Annotated in this window: 17 protein-coding genes, 1 tRNA gene and 1 pseudogene; 8 read left to right on the top strand and 11 right to left on the bottom strand. The window is 63.0% G+C overall.

The window, feature by feature from the left end:
- Positions 1 to 3: 3 nt before the first annotated feature.
- Positions 4 to 978 (bottom strand): NADPH:quinone reductase, encoded by a 975-nt coding sequence (locus B4383_RS07820; RefSeq protein WP_078290153.1) that lies wholly within the window; start codon positions 976 to 978, stop codon positions 4 to 6.
- Positions 979 to 1,295: 317 nt separating this feature from the next.
- On the opposite strand from B4383_RS07820, the gene B4383_RS07815 reads away from it, so the two are divergent.
- From B4383_RS07815 to B4383_RS07805, 3 genes are all read left to right on the top strand, one after another.
- Positions 1,296 to 2,474, top strand: a complete 1,179-nt coding sequence (locus tag B4383_RS07815; RefSeq protein WP_078290026.1) for an MFS transporter — start codon at positions 1,296 to 1,298, stop codon at positions 2,472 to 2,474.
- 5 nt (positions 2,475 to 2,479) lie between these two features.
- Positions 2,480 to 2,568: transfer RNA gene (locus B4383_RS07810), tRNA-Ser, on the top strand.
- Positions 2,569 to 2,593: 25 nt separating this feature from the next.
- Positions 2,594 to 3,268 (top strand): hypothetical protein, encoded by a 675-nt coding sequence (locus tag B4383_RS07805; protein ID WP_078290025.1) that lies wholly within the window; start codon positions 2,594 to 2,596, stop codon positions 3,266 to 3,268.
- Here the strand turns inward: B4383_RS07805 and B4383_RS07800 are convergent.
- The 3 genes from B4383_RS07800 to ligD are packed head-to-tail and all read right to left on the bottom strand — an operon-like array spanning position 3,265 to position 6,055.
- Complete coding sequence (locus tag B4383_RS07800; RefSeq protein ID WP_078290024.1) at positions 3,265 to 3,771, bottom strand: hypothetical protein; 507 nt, start codon at positions 3,769 to 3,771, stop codon at positions 3,265 to 3,267. The two genes, B4383_RS07805 and B4383_RS07800, sit on opposite strands and share 4 nt — an antisense overlap.
- Positions 3,768 to 5,027, bottom strand: coding sequence for a glycosyltransferase 87 family protein (locus B4383_RS07795; protein WP_078290023.1), 1,260 nt, complete (start codon positions 5,025 to 5,027; stop codon positions 3,768 to 3,770). The genes B4383_RS07800 and B4383_RS07795 overlap by 4 nt, the downstream gene beginning before the upstream one ends.
- Entirely contained in the window at positions 5,027 to 6,055 is a 1,029-nt protein-coding gene (gene ligD / locus B4383_RS07790; RefSeq protein ID WP_078290152.1) for a non-homologous end-joining DNA ligase, read from the bottom strand. Before ligD ends, B4383_RS07795 begins: the two co-directional genes overlap by 1 nt.
- Positions 6,056 to 6,073: 18 nt before the next feature.
- On the opposite strand from ligD, the gene B4383_RS07785 reads away from it, so the two are divergent.
- From B4383_RS07785 to B4383_RS07775, 3 genes are read left to right on the top strand one after another with little or no spacing between them, the layout of a single operon-like run.
- Positions 6,074 to 7,138 (top strand): ATP-dependent DNA ligase, encoded by a 1,065-nt coding sequence (locus B4383_RS07785; protein ID WP_078290151.1) that lies wholly within the window; start codon positions 6,074 to 6,076, stop codon positions 7,136 to 7,138.
- A complete protein-coding gene (gluQRS, locus tag B4383_RS07780; protein ID WP_078290022.1) occupies positions 7,135 to 8,001 on the top strand; it encodes a tRNA glutamyl-Q(34) synthetase GluQRS in 867 nt (288 codons plus the stop codon). The genes B4383_RS07785 and gluQRS overlap by 4 nt, the downstream gene beginning before the upstream one ends.
- A gap of 44 nt (positions 8,002 to 8,045) precedes the next feature.
- A complete protein-coding gene (locus tag B4383_RS07775) occupies positions 8,046 to 9,491 on the top strand; it encodes an ABC transporter permease subunit (protein ID WP_078290021.1) in 1,446 nt (481 codons plus the stop codon).
- Here the strand turns inward: B4383_RS07775 and B4383_RS07770 are convergent.
- Positions 9,488 to 10,717, bottom strand: coding sequence for a cytochrome P450 (locus B4383_RS07770; protein ID WP_078290020.1), 1,230 nt, complete (start codon positions 10,715 to 10,717; stop codon positions 9,488 to 9,490). The genes B4383_RS07775 and B4383_RS07770 overlap by 4 nt on opposite strands.
- Before the next feature lie 47 nt (positions 10,718 to 10,764).
- Positions 10,765 to 12,000, bottom strand: coding sequence for a tRNA guanosine(34) transglycosylase Tgt (gene tgt, locus B4383_RS07765; RefSeq protein WP_078290019.1), 1,236 nt, complete (start codon positions 11,998 to 12,000; stop codon positions 10,765 to 10,767).
- Between the two features lie 86 nt (positions 12,001 to 12,086).
- On the opposite strand from tgt, the gene B4383_RS07760 reads away from it, so the two are divergent.
- Both B4383_RS07760 and B4383_RS27065 read left to right on the top strand, forming a co-directional pair.
- Entirely contained in the window at positions 12,087 to 12,638 is a 552-nt protein-coding gene (locus B4383_RS07760) for a DUF4334 domain-containing protein (protein ID WP_078290018.1), read from the top strand.
- A 78-nt stretch (positions 12,639 to 12,716) separates the two neighbouring features.
- A complete protein-coding gene (locus tag B4383_RS27065; RefSeq protein WP_286143807.1) occupies positions 12,717 to 13,211 on the top strand; it encodes a hypothetical protein in 495 nt (164 codons plus the stop codon).
- 237 nt (positions 13,212 to 13,448) lie between these two features.
- Here B4383_RS27065 and B4383_RS07750 read toward each other — a convergent pair whose 3' ends face one another.
- The 5 genes and pseudogenes from B4383_RS07750 to B4383_RS27385 all read right to left on the bottom strand — a co-directional run.
- Positions 13,449 to 13,817: an SdpI family protein gene (locus B4383_RS07750; protein WP_078290017.1), complete on the bottom strand. Its 369-nt coding sequence runs from the start codon at positions 13,815 to 13,817 to the stop codon at positions 13,449 to 13,451.
- Positions 13,814 to 14,605, bottom strand: a complete 792-nt coding sequence (locus tag B4383_RS07745; RefSeq protein ID WP_078290016.1) for a hypothetical protein — start codon at positions 14,603 to 14,605, stop codon at positions 13,814 to 13,816. The genes B4383_RS07750 and B4383_RS07745 overlap by 4 nt, the downstream gene beginning before the upstream one ends.
- Before the next feature lie 132 nt (positions 14,606 to 14,737).
- The gene (locus B4383_RS07740; protein WP_139360620.1) at positions 14,738 to 15,685 is read right to left on the bottom strand and encodes a hypothetical protein; all 948 of its coding nucleotides are present in this window, start codon (positions 15,683 to 15,685) and stop codon (positions 14,738 to 14,740) included.
- Positions 15,686 to 16,588: 903 nt separating this feature from the next.
- Entirely contained in the window at positions 16,589 to 17,488 is a 900-nt protein-coding gene (locus tag B4383_RS26220) for a hypothetical protein (RefSeq protein WP_139360619.1), read from the bottom strand.
- 764 nt (positions 17,489 to 18,252) lie between these two features.
- Positions 18,253 to 18,897: pseudogene (locus B4383_RS27385) on the bottom strand (hypothetical protein); the annotation flags it as partial.
- Between the last annotated feature and the right edge of the window lie 57 nt (positions 18,898 to 18,954).

Raw genomic sequence — 18,954 nt, 5'->3', positions numbered from 1 at the left:
GAATCACGCGGGAAGCAGCACCAGCCGGGTGCCGCCCATAACTTCTGTCTCGATCCGCCGGTGCGCCCGCGCTGTCTCTGAAAACTGCATCAAATCAATGGAATTCGGAACAATATCGCCGCCGGCAAGCAGGACAGCCGTGCGCTGGGCCGCATCGGCGAGCTGGCGGGAGGATGCCCTGGACATGACAAACCCGCGAATGGACCCACTCTTGCGATACAACGGGCCGAGGGGCACCGGCCGCTGGGTCTCCGGGGTTCCATCGCCGGATATCAGGACGATCCGACCGTGTGGTGCAAGCAGATCCACCGCCGCGACGACATCGTTGACGCCCGAGGTGTCCACATAGACATCGACGGCACCGGGGTGCTTCTTACTGACCAGCGGCACCCAATCGGAGGTGTAGTCATACACCTCGTGGGCCCCGAGTTGCACACATCTGTCCAGGCTGCGCTGCGATGCCACGGCGATCACCCGAGCGCCCGAACCGACCGCCAGCGAAACCGCGGCCGACCCTACGTTTCCACCGGCCCCGACGATCAGCACCGTTTCCCCGGCTCTGATGTCCCCGTATTCGACGGTCGCCAGATAGGCGGTTGAGGCGGGGTGAGCCACCGCGACAGCGACCACCGGATCCACATCCGACGGCAGTTCATACAACCTCTCAGCCGGAACCGCAGCGAATTCTGCTGTGGCACCTTGTCTTCCGTCGTACCCAAGACTGGTGCACCAGACCCGCTCACCGGTACGGAATCCCTCGGAGGCCTGGACAACCGTCCCGACCAGGTCACGCCCCACCACAAACGGCAGCGGAATCGCGGTGGCGTAAGAGCCCGAACGCACAAAGGTATCTACCGGGTTGACCGCCACCGCGTTGACCTGGACGAGCACCTCACCGGGCGATGCCACGGGTTCGGGAAGCGTGCCGTACTGGATGTTTTCAGCGGGTCCCCGCTGCTCGATGTAGGCGGCGCGCATACGCACATCTTGCGGTAAGCCCGCCGCGCCCACAAGGTGACGGATTGCGTTGCCAATGCTTGCAATTCACGCCCCGCTGCCGGGCAGCGGCGTGCTCGGCACCCCGGGGGTCCCGAGTCTGCCAGCGACCCAGGGAAAGGCCTGTGCAAAAGGCCTCCTGCGCATATGCCCAGTCACGGTTGCCGCTGCGCCGCACAGTCCCGCGCATTCTGGGGAATCGCTGGGAATCGTCGTATTCGGGCCAACGCGCCCGGAAAGGTGACGGACAACGACACCGTTGGTTGCCGCTGGCCCCACACCCGGCCAATAGTGCAGAAATGACGCGGGTTGTCCTGATCGTGCTGTGTGCACTGCAGGTCACCATGCAGCTCTACGTGTGGATTCCGATTCACGCCGCCGTGTCGGCGTCCTACGACGGGCAGAACCTGACGCCCGCACTCTCCGCGGCGCTCTTCGGCTACGCCGCGGGCTTTCTACTGTTCGGTCCGATCACCGATCGATTCGGTCGCCGACGTGTACTGATCGCTGGTGTGTTGGTGATGGCCGTCCTGACCTTGCTGGTGCCCTTTGCCCCCACACCCGCACTGTTCGGAGTGCTGCGGGTGTTGCAGGGCTTCGCCGGCGGAGCGTTCTCACCGTCCGCACTGAGCTATCTCGGGGAGGCGCTGCCCCGGCGGACGGCGACGACCGCGATCGGCGCGGTGTCCACCGCGTATCTGATGGCCGGGGTGCTCGGGCAGGTGCTGGCCTCCGTCATCACCCAGGCATGGGGATGGCAGTGGCTGTTCTGGGTGAGCGCGGCCGGGCTCGCACTCAATGTCGGGCTGCTGGCGCTCGTCATGCGCGAGGAACGCAGTGGGGATCCCTCGGCGCGGGTGGTGTCCGGTTACGCCGCCCAGGCCCGCCTGCTCACCCGCCGGGACATCGCAGTGCCGCTGGCCGCGGTGTTCGTGCTGATGCTGTCGTTCGTCGCGATGTACACGAGCCTGGCGAATCAGCTCGTCGATGAGCTGCGGCTGCCGGAGTCCACCGTCACGACCATTCGGCTGGCGGGCATTCCCGGAATGCTGGTGGCGCCGTTCGTCGGGCCGTGGGTGGGCAAGGTCGGCACCGAAACCGGGGCGTTGGTGGGGTACGTGCTGGCAGCGGCAGGTTTGACGATCGAGGCCCTGGGGGCCGGTTCGGTTCCGGTCATCGTCGTCGGAAGCAACATCTTCGTCGCAGGGATCGCCGTCGCGTCGACGGCGATGGTCACCATGTTCGGTGATCGGGCGGCTCCCCGGCGCGGTGCCGGTACCGCACTGTACGGGTTCACCGTTTTTCTCGGCGCCAGCTCTGCGCCCTACCTCGCGCACGCCTTCGGCTTCCGGCCGCTGCTGGGCGTGCTGGTGGCCGCGCTGATCGGCGGCGCGACCCTCGTGGCCAGCACGCGGCGTGCATCGGGGCCGGTCAAGGGGATGGTGGACATTGGCACTCAGCGCAGTCCGCTACCATGACCGACGGAGGATTCGCCTAGTGGCCTATGGCGCTCGCCTGGAACGCGGGTTGGGTTAATAGCCCTCAGGGGTTCAAATCCCCTATCCTCCGCCACTGCAGGACCGCATCAAGGAGGGCAATGGCTGCCGGACGCCGGACGGCGACCATCGTTCTGACCAGCAGCCATGCCGCTCTCTCCTTGATCGCGGGACTGCTTTTTTTCTTCTTCGTGCTGCCCCGCTGGCCCGAACTGAACGGGGCCACCAGCCACGCCTTCGGTACCGGGCTGCGCATCCTCACGGGCCTACTGCTGGCGGCGGCCGGTATCCCAGCCCTGCTCTCCTGGCGGCGGACTCGTCAGCCCGAGTTCGCGACGCCACAGCTGGCGCTCACGCTGCGCGCGGCCGCCTTCACCGGCCATTTCCTTGCCGGCGCCCTCATCGTAGGAACGGCGATCGCCGAGGTCTGGCTGAACCTGGACCGATTCGGCATCTGGGAATTCGGGGTATACGGCGCGGCAGCGGCCATCGGAATACTGGCCTTCGCGGCGTATCACCTGGCATTCGTGGCCGAGGCCCCAGAAAAGGAACGCACGCCCCGTCCCGCCAAGAAGAAAGCCACCGAGGTCGCGGAACCCAGCACTGGCACCGACGAGACCAAGGCAGCCGACGAGACCTTGATCGAGCAGTCTGAGGAGTCCGAGGCGGTGGAGCCGCCTGCCGATGAAACCGCAGAGGACACCAAGGACCCACACGACGAGGAAGCGCTCGAACCGGCGCACGGCCTGCGGAACCGTCGCACCCGCAGGTCCTAGGTCACGTCCTTACCCTGAGCGGACAAGACAAGCACCGAACCGTCCTTGGGCGCGAAGGCCTTGACGTCCCACCCGCCCTTCACGCTGTTGGTGGACAGCATCCGGTCGAGTTCGTCGCTGCGTTCGAACTGCGCGGAGGAGGGCACACCCGTATCGAGTGTCTTCCACAGACGCGGCCTGGTAGCTAGCACCATGCTGGAGCGGAAGGGCGCTACGTATGCGGCCAGCTGTTGCGGCGGCATTTCGATGATCGCGTCGACCCAGTACGTGGTGTTCGGACCGGGCAGGGGCTCGTCACCGAAGAAGCCCTGCACCCATTCACCGGTTACCGGTTTCGGGAGCTTGGAGAATCGCTGCTCCAACGGCTCGGAGTCGTAGCGAATTGGCGACGCCCCGGTCTTTTGCGGCGTGTAGGAGGCCTGGGTGGAATTGGGCTCGTTCCATGACGAGCAGCCGCCCACCGCAAGCAGCGCAATGACACAGGCCGCCGCCCAACGCTTCATTCCTGCACGGTACCGGCACGCCGCGATGTGGTTGCGAGTATCCAGATCGCCACCGCAAAGAACAGCAACGGATAGATGGCCGAGTCGAAGACCCTTTCCGCACACGACATCTGTGCGATCACGGCGTCCCACGCGGTGATGTAGGAGCCGAAATCGGGGTCTATCCGCATAGCGCGGACGTACAGCACCAAGTACCACCACATGGACACGGTCACCGCGGCGATGGCCGTCATCGCGGTCCACTGCCACCGCCGAGCACCACGAGTGATCAGAATCTGGTTGACCAACAACACCATCAGCGGCACCGTCCACACCCAGTGATGCCCCCACGCCAGCGGGGAGACAACACAGCCGACCATTCCCACCACGGCGACCGCCAGCAGCTCCAGGCCATTCCGGTGCGCCCGCCGTGCGGCGGCCATCCCCAGCAGCGCGGCCCCACCCGCGAGAAGGACCCACAGCCATGTTGGCATGGGTTGTGGCGCATAGATATTCGATAACGCACCGCCGATTGACGCGTTGGCCGGATGGTCCAGCGAGCCGATATGTCCGGTGGTACGCACGGCACCCAGCCAGTAGTCGGACGAATCAGACGGCAGCAGAATCCATCCCAGCGCCACGGTGCCTACCGCCGTCACCATCGCCGTCACCGCGGCCCGCCACTGACGGGAAATCAGCAGGTACGGAACGAAGATGATCGCCGTGAGTTTGACCCCCGAAGCAACACCCACCGACCAGCCGCGCCACCGTGCGCCCTCGGGCCGGGTGAGGTCCCAGATGATGAGCGCGGCCAGCACGAGATTGACCTGCCCCTGCCATAACGTTCCATGGATTGGCTGAATATCCCAGGCCACCAAGTTCATTCCCACACACGCGACCACCAGACGACCACCCGCCGAGAATCCGAGAACCCGCCAGCATCGCCAGATAATGGCGAAGAGCGCTCCCAGATTCACCAGGAACCAGATGACCTTGGCCACCCCCAACGGAACGAAACCCAATGGGGCGAAAAGCAACCCCGCGAAGGGCGTATACGTGAACCACCCCGCGTCCGGAATCTCCGTGGCATACAACGGCTCACCGTGCAGAACCCGCAGACCGCCGAACCGGTAGGTCATCAGATCGCCACCGTTACTGAATAATCCGAAGCTGTTGGGGGCATTCAGCGGAATGAGCCAATGCTGCACCAGCACGGCCACGACCCCGGCCGCGAGCCACGCGCCGGCTGCCCGCCACGACATACTGCGGACCGCCACTACTGCTTCCTATCGGTATCCCGGGATGGCTGAACGCGTTTCGGCTCGCCCGGCATCTTCGGGTAGTTCGGCGGATAGGGCATATCGCCGAGTCCATCCGCCTCGTCACGTTCTACCATCTCAAGCAGCGGCTCGATCGATTGCGGCGCATCGTCCATATCGGCCATGGGGTCTGGACGTTTCCGGAGCAGATTGGGCACGGTCGCGATGGTGAAGTCGTCGGGCTCGGCGTCGACCAGCTCTTCCCACGTCAACGGGGTGGAAACGGTGGCGATCGGCGTTCGTCGCACCGAATAGGCCGATGCCATGGTGCGGTCGCGCGCGTTCTGATTGAAATCGATGAAGATGCGCTCGCCGCGTTCTTCCTTCCACCACGACGTAGTCACCTGCTTGGGTGCGCGACGTTCCACCTCGCGGGCCAGCGCGATACCGGCACGACGCACCTCGATGAAATCCCATTGGGCCTCGATGCGCAGATAGATATGGATGCCGCGGCCCCCGGAGGTCTTCGGGTAGGCAACGAACCCCAGCTCGTCAAGTAGTGGGCGCAGCACGTCGAGTGCCACCGACTTGGCTTCGTCGAATCCGGTCCCCGGCTGCGGATCCAGATCGATGCGCAGCTCATCGGGATGATCCAGATCGGGATATCGCACCTGCCACGGATGCAGCGTCACCGTTCCCATCTGCGCTGCCCACACGATCGCGGCGGGCTTGGTCACCCGCAGGACCTCGGCGGTGCGGCCCGAGGGAAAAGTCACCTCGCAGCTGTCCAGATAATCGGGATAGTGCTTGGGCAGCCGCTTTTGGTAGATCTCCTCGCCGTCGATGCCGTCGGGAAAACGCTGCAGGTGGGTAGGGCGGTCGCGCACCGCGTTCATCATCGGGCCGAGTGCCACGGTCCGGTAGTACTCGGCGAGGTGACGCTTGGTGCCGCCATCGGCGCCCAACTGGGGGAAATACACCTTGTCAGGGTTGCTCAGCCGGACGGCGATGCCGTCGACATCCAGTTCCTCGGCGGGCGTGGGCATTACCGTCATCATATGGGAATGGACCTGCCCGTCATGCCTCCAATCGCCCCAATGCTTGCCAAACCTGTCGCAAAAATCCCGGGCGATGCGTCGTACGAGCCCAAGTGGGACGGGTTCAGGTCGATCGTCTTTCGCGATGGCAACGAGGTGGAACTGGGCAGTCGCAACGAAAAGCCCCTGACCCGGTACTTCCCCGAACTGGTGGCGGCGGTACTGGCCGAGCTGCCCGAGCGCTGCGTGGTCGACGGCGAGATCGTGATCGCCACCGAGTCCGGGCTGGACTTCGAGGCGCTCCAGCAGCGGATTCACCCCGCGGATTCCCGGGTGCGGCTGCTGGCCGAGCAGACGCCCGCCTCCTTCATCGCTTTCGATCTGCTAGCGCTGGGCGACGAGGACTACACCGGGCGACCTTTCGGCGAGCGCCGTTCGGCCCTGACGCAGGCACTGTCTGGGGCCGGCACGTCCGTTCATCTCACCCCCGCCACCACCGACCAGGTCCTGGCACAACGCTGGTTCGAGGAGTTCGAGGGTGCCGGTACCGACGGTCTCATCGCGAAGCCACTGACCATCGCGTACCAGCCCGACAAGCGCGTGATGTTCAAGATCAAACCCGAGCGGACCGCCGATTGCGTCGTGGCCGGGTATCGAGTGCATAAGTCGGGCGATGATGCCATTGGGTCACTGCTGCTTGGCCTGTATCAGGACGACGGTGCGTTGGCTTCGGTCGGCGTGATCGGCGCGTTCCCCATGGCCGAGCGCAAGCGGCTCTTTCAGGAGCTACAACCGCTGGTCATCTCTCTCGAGGATCACCCCTGGAACTGGGCGGCTCACCAGGCCGGTGAACGCACTCCGCAGAAGAACGCGGGCTCTCGCTGGAATGCCGGCAAGGACCTGTCGTTTGTGGCGTTACGTCCGGAGCGGGTAGTAGAGGTCCGCTATGACCATATGGAAGGTGCGCGGTTTCGCCACACCGCACAATTCAATCGCTGGCGCCCGGATCGCGCTCCACATTCCTGCACCTACGACCAGCTCGAACGGCCAATCGCGTTCAGCCTCAACAATATTGTTCCGGGCCTGGTGTGACCGGTGCCGGGCGATTCGCGCCGAGCCCATCGGGTGACCTGCACATAGGCAATCTGCGCACAGCGTTGTTGGCGTGGCTGCTGGCGCGATCGACAGGGCGCCGGTTCCTCATGCGGGTGGAAGACCTGGATACCCGCACCAGCACCGCCGTGGCTCAACGCCAGCTGGCAGATCTTGCCGCGATCGGCCTGGAGTGGGATGAGCCAGTGGTCTGGCAGACCGATCGGACCAGCGCTTACAGCAAGGTGCTCGACTCGCTGGACTCTCGCGGCCTGTTATACGAATGCTATTGCAGCAGAAAAGATATCGCCCAAGCGCCGACGGCGCCGCATGCGCCGCCGGGTGCTTATCCGGGCACCTGCCGAGAACTGTCGGAGTCGCAGCGCGCGCAGCGCCGTGCCGAACGCCCGCGCGCGCTGCGGCTGCGGACGGAGAACTCCACCTTTACCGTGTCGGACACATTGCACGGTGAATACACCGGCCTGGTCGACGATTTCGTGGTGCGCCGCGGTGACGGTGTAACCGCCTACAACGTCGCGGTGGTGGTCGACGATCAGGCACAGGGCGTCGACCAGGTGGTACGCGGCGACGATCTCCTGGCCTCCGCGCCCAGACAGGCCTACCTGGGCGAGCTGCTGGGTTACCCCGTGCCTACGTACGCCCATGTCCCGCTGGTTCTCAACACGGCGGGCGCACGACTGGCCAAACGCGATGGTGCGGTGACCATCGCCGATCTGGGTGCGCAGCGGGCGTTCGCCTTGATATGCGAATCGCTCGGATACGCGGCCGCGGACGCCGCGGACCTGCTGGGCCAGTTCGGCGCGGAGCGAATCCCGCACGACCCGTGGATATACCCGGGCTGATCCGAAGCAGCCTGGTTGGCACGAATTCGTGTTAGCCTCCCGCGGTGTTTCGTGCCGTCGCGCTCGCACTTCTGGCACTACTGGCAGTAGCCGGTTGCGGGGGCCCGGCACAGGAAACGCTGCGGGTGGGCACCGAGGGGGTCTATGCGCCCTTCAGTTTCCATGACGAGCGCACCGGAGAGCTGACCGGATATGACGTGGATGTGGCTCGCGCTGTCGGCGAGAAACTGGGCCGCCCGGTGGAGTTCGTCGAGATCCCGTGGGACGCGATCTTCGCCGGATTGGACGCCGAGCGATTCGACGTCGTCGCCAACCAGGTGACGATCACCCCGGAACGTAAGGCCAAGTACGACCTTTCCACGCCGTACGCGGTGGGCGAGGGCGTGATCGTCACCCGGGCCGACGACAACACCATTCACACGCTGGCAGATGTCCGCGGCAAGGTGGCCGCCGAGAATGCGACAAGCAACTGGTCGCAGATCGCCCGCGACGCCGGAGCCCGCGTGGAGACCGTCGAGGGCTTCACTCAGTCCATCACGCTGCTGAGCCAGGGCAGGGTCGATGTCGTCATCAACGACAGCATCGCCGTCTATGCCTACTTGGCCAGCACCGGGGACCCGGCGGTGAAAATCGCGGGGACCACCGGTGAACGCAGCGAGCAGGGGTTCGCGGCCCGGAAGAACAGCGGTCTGCTGCCCGAGCTGGACAAGGCGTTGGATCAGCTGTCGGCCGATGGCACGTTGACCCGGATCTCCGAGAAGTACCTCAAGGCCGATGCCAGTGGCACCCAGAAACCACAAGCGGGCCAGGGGAATTCCGGCCCGGGAAGGTCCAACACCCGGCTGGTTTTGGACAATCTGTGGCCGATGGCCCGCGCCATGCTCACGGTCACCCTTCCGCTGACCGCCATCAGCTTCACGATTGGGCTGGTGATCGCCCTCGGGGTGGCGCTGGCCCGTATGTCCCATCGGCGCGTGCTCTCCGGCCTGGCCCGGCTCTACATCTCGATCATCCGGGGCACACCACTGCTGCTGCAGCTGTTTCTGATCTTCTTCGCGCTGCCCGAATTCGGACTGAAGATCAGTCCATTTCCCGCTGCGGTCATCGCGTTCAGCCTCAACGTCGGCGGCTATGCCGCCGAAATCATTCGGTCGTCGATCCTGAGCATCCCCCGTGGACAGTGGGAGGCCGCCTCAAGCCTGGGCATGAGTTACAGCACCACGTTGTGGCGCATCGTTATTCCGCAAGCCAACCGTGTCGCAGTACCCCCGTTGTCCAACACGTTGGTCTCTCTGGTGAAGGACACCTCACTGGCGTCGGCGATTCTGGTGACCGATGTGATGCGCACGGCGCAGGTGGCCGCCGCGCCGACCTTTCAGTTCTTCACGCTCTACGTCACCGCCGGCGTCTACTACTGGATCGTCTGCATGGCGATGTCGGTGGTACAGGACAGGCTGGAGGAACGCTTGGCCAAGTCGGTTGCGCGCTAGGCGATACGCACCGGAAGATCGGCGAGCCCGCGCAGCGTGACATGAGGCTTGTAGCTGGGCTCACCGATCAGCCACGCATCAGGGAACCGCGCCGTGATCGAGCTCAACGCCAGCTTGGCCTCCAATCGGGCCAGCGGAGCACCCAAGCAGAAGTGTGGTCCGTGTCCGAACGCAAGGTGCTTGATCTCCGCGCGATCGGGATCGAAGATATCCAGATCTGGGCCAATCGCCGGATCGCGTTGCGCGGCAGCAAGCATCAAGAGCACCCACTCGCCACTGGGGAAGGTGGAGCCTCGAACATCCATGTCGCCGTCGGCGACCCGGGCCACCATATGCACGGGCGGGTCGTAGCGCAGCGTCTCCTCGATGACCGCAGGCGCTCGATCAGCGTTCTGTCCCAGCATTTTCCATTGCTTGGGATCGCGCAGCATGGCCAACGACGCGTTGGCGATCAGGTTGACGGTGGTCTCATGCCCGGCAATGAGCAGCAGCGTGCAGGTGGAGACGATTTCTTCCTCGGTGAGCTGATCGCCGGCCTCCTCCACCTGGATCAGAGCGGACAGCAGATCGTCACCGAGGTTGCGCCGACGGGCCGCGATGAGATCGATGAAGTAGTCCCACATCCAATGGGCTGCCTGGAATCGTGCGTCCATGTTGGCGGGCGCCTGACCGGTCAACGCGAAAACCGGGTCGAGCCCCTGGGCGAGCAGCGCTGAGGCCCTGCCGAATTCGGGCTCGTCTTCGATCGGCACCCCCAGCATTCGGCAGATCACCGCGACGGGCAACGGATAAGCAAAATCCGTGACCAGGTTGAACGTGCCGCGCTGGGCGACGTCGTCCAGAATCCGGCCCACGAGGGTTTGGATATCTTCGGCCATCGCGTTGATCACCTTGGGTGCGAACGCCTTCGACGCCAGCTTGCGCAACCGGGTGTGGTCGGGGGCATCCAGTCCCAGGAACGAGGGCCTGGCGATCAGGTTGGGATTCTGTGCCAGCTGTCGCTGGACGATCTTCGACTTGCGCCGATCCGAGGACGCCTGTGGGTGGCGCAGCACGGCGTTGCAGTCCGCGAAGGTGGCCAGCACACTGACGTCCATACCCGGCGGGTGCACCGGACCGGCCTGCGTCCGCTCGACCAGCTGGCTGTAGACCGGGTATGGATTCGCACGATTGGCCGGGTCGAGCACCTGAAGCAACAGGGTGCCCGGGTCAGTCGTAGTAGGCATGTGTCCAGTGTGCGCCGGAATTCTGAGATGTGCCTGAGCTTTTTGGCTCAGCTGTAGTAGCGGCCCAGGGTCTCTTCACGCAGTTCGGCGAAGCGGCCGTCCACGATGCTGGCGCGGATGCGGTCCACCAGTCCGATGGTGAATCGCTCATTGTGGATGGTGGCCAAGGTGGAGCCCAACATCTCCTTGGCCTTGAACAGGTGATGCATATAGGCCCGCGTGTAGTGCGTACAGGTGTAGCAGTCGCACTCGGCGTCGATCGGGGTGAAGTCCCGGCGGTACCTGGCCCCGGTGATGTTCACCCGGCCGTCGCGGGTGTAGACGGCGGCGTTACGCGCGACGCGTGACGGGGACACACAGTCGAAGGTGTCCGCCCCCGCGGCGACCGCGGCAAAGAGATCGTCGGGCTCACTGATTCCGAGTAGGTGACGCGGTTTATGTTCGGGCAGTTCGGATGTCACCCAGCCGACGATGGTGCCGAGGTTCTGCTTCTCCAGCGCGCCACCGATCCCATAGCCGTCGAAGCCTCGGCCTTCTTCACTGGCAAGGGACTCCAACCCGCGCGCGGCCTGGCGACGAAGATCCTCGTATTGTGCACCCTGCACCACCCCGAACAACGCCTGGTAGGGCTTGTCGGCGCGCTCACGGGTCAGCTTCTCGTGTTCGTCCAGGCACCGCTGCGCCCACTCATGGGTGCGCTGTACCGAATCCTCTTGGTATTCGCGGGTATTGATCAGTGTGGTGAGCTCATCGAAGGCAAAGATGATGTCGGCACCCAACTGATGCTGGATCCGCATGGACACCTCGGGGGTGAACCTGTGCGCGGACCCGTCCAGATGCGACGTGAAGGTGACACCGTCGTCATCGACGTGCGCGAGCTTGTCCTTCTTCGCCCCGGTTCCCAGGGCACCCAGCACGTCGTCGGAGCGGGCCCGATCGACGTCCATCGCCATGACCTTGCGCGCCCCCGAGCCGAGCGAGAGCACCTGAAACCCGCCGCTGTCAGTGAACGTCGGGCCCGGCCAGTTCATGAACGCCCCAAGCCCCCCGGCCTCGTCCACGATGTCGGGGCCGGGCTGCAGGTACAGGTGGTACGCGTTGGCCAACACGGCCTGGGCTCCGAGCGCGGCCATGGTTTCGGGCAGAACCGCCTTGACGGTGGCCTTGGTTCCGACGGCAATGAAGGCCGGGGTCTGGATGTCACCGTGCGGGGTGTGGATCACGCCTGCCCGGCCCGCGGTTCCGGGCAGGGTGGCGTCGACGGAGAAGTACTGATCGGTCATCGGGGGCTATTTTGCCCTGGGCGGGTCGTACCCCTGGCCCTCGGCTCTTCACGCAAGCGGCTCATCGCAGTCGTAGGCTCAAGGTCATGACAACGACGTCGGATCTTCTCGCGCTGGAGCGGGGCACCACCACCCAGGAAGCCCTGGCTTTCTTCGACAATCTGGCACCCGTGCGGTCAGAGGAATTGATCGGCCAGCGCTGGCACGGCGGTGAGGTGCCCACTGGGCATTCGATGGACGGCATCCTGACGGTGTCGGGCTGGTACGGCAAGCAGTTCGACGACCTGGACCACGTGCACCCGCTGCTGTTCAGCGATGGCGGTGGCGACATCTTCGCGGTGGATCCGATGCTGGCACCGATGGGGCTCGCGGGCCGGATCAGCGGCCTGACCGAGTCCCCGATGGTCAAGCGGACCTCCCCGACAGCGTTGTCCGCGCTCAAACCACTGATCAGGACCAACAAGCACCGCGCGCGGCTACGCAACATCGAGTTCCGCGGCGCCGTCAGTGCGGCCATGGTCTACGACCACAAGGCGATCATCGACCACTTCCGCAAGGTCGACGACGCCACGCTGCTGGGCATCATGGACCTGCGGGACATGGAGCAGCCGTACTTCTTCACGTTGCGCCGAGACTGAACGCGGTTGCCTACCCATCGCCGCCTAGGAGTCCCCGCGGCCTGATCGCGTCTAAGCTGCCTCGGTGAGGGCGCTGAAATGATCTTGTTCAAGCGGTCTTTCGCCTATACACCGCTGCACGTGTGGGGTGTGATGGTCGATCCCGATCTGTGGTCGCTACACGCCACCGGGTTTCGGCCCGAGGTCGGTTGCGAGTACCGCATCACCCACCCAGCCATCCTGGGCACTCGGCTACTCGGCACCGGCGACTGCACAGTCGTCGCCGCGGAGCCGGGTGCGCTGCTCTCTGTGCAGTTCGTCGGCGCGGTGCGTGAAGGCAAACCCGCCCGCTGGACCATCAGCCACCGCCTCACGGCCGAGAATGGCGCGACCACTCTCACGACGTATCTGGAGGGGGTCGACATCAACGATCACTCCGAGAAGGTGCTGATGCGCATCGTGACCGAGAGCACGGCGCGATCCGCACACCTGCTGGGCGAGCGGCTGGCGGACCGCTACCGGAGACCGGACAAGGGCACCGCCGGTCGAGCGGCTCCACGCAGCCAGCAAGAAAATACCCCCAAACTGCGCTAACAGTCAGAGGGTAATGGCGGTGGCGGAGGGATTTGAAACCTCCTCAATCACCCAGGAAAAGCCTGCTGCCTGCAGATATGGTTTCTGTTCGGGCGTTGACAGGGTACGTTCAGTGCCGAAAAATGCCGAAAAATTGCGGTGTGTTGTTGACCGCGTCAACACCGGTCAACGCCGGAGTGAGTGTTGCTGGAATCCCGGAATGTGACTTCGCACTCCCGGATACAGCCAGCCCGTCAACTAAGAAGATCCGTCCTGAGTGTGTCGAGCCGCAATCACTGCCGCAACGACCACGACAGGCAGCAGTGCAGCGGCCCAGATCATCACGATGAGCCCCACCGCAAGAGGCGATACTTGTCTGATGGCGGACACGATCGCTACATCTGCGGCCACGGTGATCGGAACAAGCAGCCACATCACCGGCCGCGCAGCACGATGGCCTGCCCGCCACGCCGCCTCACTGGAATATGTTGACCGCAGACGGATACCTGCCACCTGGTTACGCGGCAAGGCACCCGTCGCCGCTCGATGCGTGACAACCAAGCAGATCACCGTAGTCGCCGCGAGAGCGATCATGGCACCTATACCCGATACCATCTCTGCTGTCACCGGGCCAGTTCCTCACTCGTTGCGGGGAAAGGATTTTCGAGTTCGTTATTAGTGGTGTCATCGTCGCCTGGCCAGTGCTTCCACACCAGGTACCCGAACCTGAGTATCGCGACACCGAGCACGACCGCAAGTACTACATACCACCACCGCCAACTCACAATCACGTAGACGACGGGGCACCCCAGGGTGTACATCCCCAAGGTTTCTGACCAGCTGTACAGACGCTGCGCACGACTGTCATTGAAAAGCTTGGAGGCGATGAACGCCACTCCGGCCAGTGCCCCCAGCACGGCTGCGCCGATGAGCACTTTCGGCCACGTCACCGGCTTGACGAGCTCGCCCACATACATGGCGATCCCGACCATGGCCAGATACCCGAACAACTTGCCTAACCGTATGAGCCTATTCATGGCTGGCGCGGGCGCTTTCGTGGCACCGGAAGGCTTTTCGGCCTCGTCACCGCGTTCGGCGGGTTGGTGTGCGTCATCGGCTTGGCATCGAGAAGCTTTGGCGCGCTGAAAATCTCGGTAAGCATTCCAGGCGTACATCGCAGCAACGATTATCGCGAACAGGATGGACCAGTCGCTTGAGCGCACGGCGGCAATCGTCACCGCGCCGGTGAACAGAACAGCAAGGCTGATCCATGTCCACCCGCTGATCTGCCAACGCAGAGGCCGATCCTTGTTGCGCCAGCCGGTGATCCGTCCCTCCCACACCATCCAGATCACAATGTTCAAAACAACGTAGGCCGCAATCGAGAGCACGGCCAACATCACCGCCCCCACCATCACGGCCTCCTCGCAGGACGGTGACCGGCGAATTGTCGGCTGCGGCGCAAAACAGCAGCCACGACATCAACAAACACCGCCGCCCGCCGCACCGTATGCCGCCTTGCGTTCATCGCGAACTGGCCGCTGTGTTCATGCCCGGCGGCGATTACTAGAGCCTTCCCGGGCGGCCTGCTGGCAGCGAAGGCAGCGGCAGCCATACACGGTGTAGGCGTGCAGGGTGCCGTGTAGATGTTCGGGGGTGGGCTGGTCATCGGCGTTATGCAGCGCTCGGCGGCGGCGTACCGCGTTGACGGTGCGGCCCAGGCGGGTAGCGGCCTCAGCGGCACTCAGAGACCGATCCACAGCGATGGCGATTTCATCGCCAGTCCATTGCTGCCCATGCGCGGCAGCTTGGTCGGCGCCCGAATCGTTGCGCCGGTAGTACAGGCGGGTGGTTTTCACCGACGCCATCGAGCGGCCCAGCTGGCGGGCGGCCTCTCGGATCGGTATCGAGGTGTCCAACGCGACAGCGATTTCCTCCACAGACCAGTGCCGCCACCGCCACATCGGAACACCGTCGATGTTCACCGCCGACGCGGCCTCCGTCGGCGGCTCGGTAGAGCCGACGCCGTGGCTGTAGCGCGCCCACTGCACCGCGGCCTCGGTACGGCCGAGTTGTTGAGCCGCTTGCGCCCTAGTCAGCGATAAGTCCAAAGCCACCGCAATTTCCGCGGCAGTCCAGCGCCGCCGCACGGGCGCATCCAACCCGCCGGCGTCCGCGGCGATCTCGCCGCCATGCTCGGTAGCGCTTCGGGGCTGTCCCCGGCGACTGTAAGCCAGCCCGAACTCCACACACACCGAACACCGGCACTCATGCAAAGCCCACGCGGTCGCGGTGCCGTGTCGCCCCTGCGGCACCGGCCGATCCCGCAACCGGTCTAGATCACGCTGCCTGCGCACCGCAGATTCCGTGCGCCCCAACAGCACTGCCGCCTGCCGGCGTGTTAACGACCTATCCAAAGCAATAGCAAGTTCAGCCTCGGTCCACCGCTTCGGCGGTACCAACGGACGCCCGTCTTCATCTCTCGGAATGGTCACCAACGCAGCATCGTCTACCGTCTTTCGCGGAATGGGGTTGCTGATTCGGCGCCGACCCGGTTTCGTGGCTTCCCACTGACGTTGATGCGCCCGGGCCGCCTGCACGCACGGCTCGCAGCGACACTTATACGTCGACCACGCGTAAAACGTCCCGTGTTTGCCGACAGGTACCTCACAGCGACTCAAACGATCCTGGGTACGCATCGCCCGAATAGTGCCCACCGTGCGCCCCAACCGCTCAGCTGCCTGCCGCGGCGTCAACGACGCATCCAACGCCACCGCACGCTCCGCCTCAGAAAACGGTCGACCCACAACAGAATCCTACTTTTGTGTCTCCGTGCACACTGTGAACCGGCGCACCGGATGCGCAAATCCCATGCCAGATGGACAATTGCTCACAGTAGTTGTGTCAGTAACCACGGCAACCGGCTTCTGTCGATTTTCTGCGCCTGTATCGCTACAAGAGACCCGACGAACTGTCATTTTCCCGACACTCAAGCACTGGTCTGGCGTCCATGCCAGGTCCATACATGCGGTCCAACCAACGCCTGTGCCATCAAGGTTGTAGTAGCGCCTATCGACATCCTCAGCGCATTCCCGAGGAGTCGCCACACGCTGAACGACGCGATAGTTCGTATCAGGTGACCCGCAATCCGTCATCAGCAGCGCGGCCTTGGAGGTGCTTCCCGACAAACTCACGCATGAGCCCACCGGCGCGCGGTCCTGTCCCGCCGGTATGGCTGAGGGAACCGTGGGGTACTGCCCAGGAATATTGGCTAGATCGAGCTTCTCCACCGGGTTATTCGGCGTCGGACCTGACGATCTCGACCCGCCAGTGTTATCCGGTGTGCAACCGGCAGCCACAACTACTGTGGTCATCAAGATAAGTACTTTATTCATTTTTCATCGGCCCAACGGTGGGAAGTTTCCGATATCTACACTTGCCCGAGAGCGGTCACAGTCGCCAGAGAATCCGTATTCCTTATTCTTTGCTTTTCTTTCGATCTCGGGTGTTACATCTTTCACATAGGTCAAGGAGATGCTTCTGGCAGATCCCTTAATAAAGCACACATCAATGATTTTCGCGTCATCCCAAGCTGGACCTAAGTCGGGCAAGGAGCCTGCGTCTTTTGGGTCTCCTTGAACGTAAGCATTGTCATATATCGTTGGCCACCATTTTCCAGCATTGAGCAGCCTGATCCCGTCTGCTCGGGTCTTTAAGATGAGATCATCGACGGTAACGAGCTTCTGCTGGAACGGCGACTTAGGGCCTACCGCAGGAGGTTCGTTGCCTATGTCAATTCCTGTTTTGGACATGTCACAACCGATGGTGTCGCCGGGTATCTCATATGCTTGGTCATTCTCAAACTGGCCAGCAAGAATTGAGATATTGGTCGGCTGCGAGCCGAGCCCCAGTCGTGTGCCTTCGGGAACGAAAGCCACATCTTCGCGCCGAATCAACTCCATAGACACCTCACGGGGCCTCTCCGAGTAGAAACATACTGACTTGACGAGGAGATTCCCATATTCAGGCGCCTTAAGATCCGCTGTATTAATCGGATCGGTTGAGCGATACCCTCCGACGCGGAAGATCAACCGTGGCTTCCACAAACCTGCGGTCAGTCGCTCAATTGCTTCATCACGGGTCTTAAGCCGGAGTTGTCCTTTGTCCACAATCTGGGGAGGAAACTGCGGCGTGGTGTCGGGTGAAGCGACAGAGGTGGCAGATGATGATGATGATGATGTCGTCGATCCTTGGGACGGCGTGGAAGAGTCGGGAGCGCACCCTACCAAACCGATCATTGTGGCCGCGGACAAGATCGCACTATTGAATATCCTCAGATTCGATCGCCGCGCCGTCCTCAACTGTATCAGCACTCCCTTTGTCCTCTTCTCGATTAACCACACAGTGCAGGGCCGGTGTATGAGGCGGTGCCGCCATCCGGGACTGCCAGGACATCATGCTTCAGGAGATATCCCCCCGGAGTAATGGAGGAGCTTACAATCTGCGTGAAAGGAATCAATGTGTATGTCGGGACCAAGAATCCTTTAGATCCGGCGTCGACAAGCACTGATACGGCCTGCTGTGTAGTAACTGTTGTCACCTCTTGGCTGATATTGGTGACCGTTGTAGAATTGCTGCCAGTCTGCGCGTTGCTGTAGGTAGCTTTCAAGGCTAACTCAATTAACTTGATACTTCCCTTTCCGGCAATTTCTCCACCAACAGTGTTCGTAGTCGAACCTCCATTCATGACCGCAGTCTGCTGACCTATCCACGTAGCCACACTCTTCGATGTCGTGAGCTGCACCGTGTTTTGCGCGCCGGTCGCATTGCAGTTGTTCTGTGAAGTGAGTCGATTTACATCTTTCGAGTTCGAGAAATCACGGGTGGGATCTCCGTCAATTCGAGTGCAAGTAAGCATTGTGAGATTGCTGCCAGGTGCGGCGATAAATCCGCTGCCGCACTTATTATCTTTTAATTGTTGCTGAGCCGTTTGTTCGTCGCAGATCTCGCACACGGCATCACCTGCGCCGGGAGCTTTGGCCACAACCCAGCGCCCACCAATCAATGCGCCACGTCCACCAGCGGCCGCAATGAAAATCATCTTCTGCCCCAACTGCTGGCCCATCTGTTCGCACTGCTGCTGCTGTTCCTTGAGCTGCTGCGTGTTGTCGTCTTGTTTATTCTGTGGCTGTTGTTGCTGCTGGTTCGGCTGCTGCTGTTGGGGCTGTTGCTGTGAGCCTTGTTGTGGTGAGTTCTGCTGTGGTGCTTGATAATCCGGGTTACTTTGCCCGGGCCCTTGCGTGTAGGGAGTAGCAGTCTGGTAGTCAGGCGGCTGCGTGCCGTGTTGGGGTTGTTGCGCGCCTTGTTGGGGCTGCTGACCGGCTTGCTGGCCGCCTGCTTGTTGTCCGGCCTGCGGAGCGCCAGAATTGTAGATTGAGATCCCCGAGTCTTGGTTCATGGGAGGTAAGTTGTTGCCGCCCTGATATTCCGGGAGTTGTGGCGCTTGTCCGGGAGGCTGGAATTGGGAGCCTCCGCCGTCTGTCATGCCGCCTGTTGGTCCGGGAGGTCCTGTCGGTTCGGCGGTGGCGCCCGGGATTAGGCCGATCGCCCCGATGCCCGGCTGAGTGGAGGTGTTTAGGTGCCAACCTGCCATGGCGACCGCAGTAATGGCGGTGGCCGCGAGGGCGCGCCGAACACCCACGGGTATCCGGGTTTTCGGTGACTTCATAGGTGTCATCGTTGTTCTCACTTTCTCACAAGGTTT

Origin of the sequence: Mycobacterium sp. D16R24, from assembly GCF_002013385.1 — a bacterium.
Lineage (GTDB): Bacteria > Actinomycetota > Actinomycetes > Mycobacteriales > Mycobacteriaceae > Mycobacterium.
The sequence above is the reverse complement of the archived record's forward strand: the minus strand, read 5'-3'. Positions and strand labels throughout refer to the sequence as shown.

What these genes read in the sequence shown, in the direction of transcription:
- tgt (WP_078290019.1), bottom strand. Translation starts at nt 12,000, where the DNA reads ATGACCGATCAGTACTTCTCCGTCGACGCCACCCTGCCCGGAACCGCG.
- B4383_RS07815 (WP_078290026.1), top strand. Translation starts at nt 1,296, where the DNA reads ATGACGCGGGTTGTCCTGATCGTGCTGTGTGCACTGCAGGTCACCATG.
- B4383_RS07760 (WP_078290018.1), top strand. Translation starts at nt 12,087, where the DNA reads ATGACAACGACGTCGGATCTTCTCGCGCTGGAGCGGGGCACCACCACC.
- B4383_RS07800 (WP_078290024.1), bottom strand. Translation starts at nt 3,771, where the DNA reads ATGAAGCGTTGGGCGGCGGCCTGTGTCATTGCGCTGCTTGCGGTGGGC.
- B4383_RS07785 (WP_078290151.1), top strand. Translation starts at nt 6,074, where the DNA reads ATGGACCTGCCCGTCATGCCTCCAATCGCCCCAATGCTTGCCAAACCT.
- B4383_RS07805 (WP_078290025.1), top strand. Translation starts at nt 2,594, where the DNA reads ATGGCTGCCGGACGCCGGACGGCGACCATCGTTCTGACCAGCAGCCAT.
- B4383_RS07820 (WP_078290153.1), bottom strand. Translation starts at nt 978, where the DNA reads ATGCGCGCCGCCTACATCGAGCAGCGGGGACCCGCTGAAAACATCCAG.
- B4383_RS27065 (WP_286143807.1), top strand. Translation starts at nt 12,717, where the DNA reads ATGATCTTGTTCAAGCGGTCTTTCGCCTATACACCGCTGCACGTGTGG.
- B4383_RS26220 (WP_139360619.1), bottom strand. Translation starts at nt 17,488, where the DNA reads ATGATCGGTTTGGTAGGGTGCGCTCCCGACTCTTCCACGCCGTCCCAA.
- B4383_RS07745 (WP_078290016.1), bottom strand. Translation starts at nt 14,605, where the DNA reads ATGGTGGGGGCGGTGATGTTGGCCGTGCTCTCGATTGCGGCCTACGTT.
- B4383_RS07770 (WP_078290020.1), bottom strand. Translation starts at nt 10,717, where the DNA reads ATGCCTACTACGACTGACCCGGGCACCCTGTTGCTTCAGGTGCTCGAC.
- ligD (WP_078290152.1), bottom strand. Translation starts at nt 6,055, where the DNA reads ATGCCCACGCCCGCCGAGGAACTGGATGTCGACGGCATCGCCGTCCGG.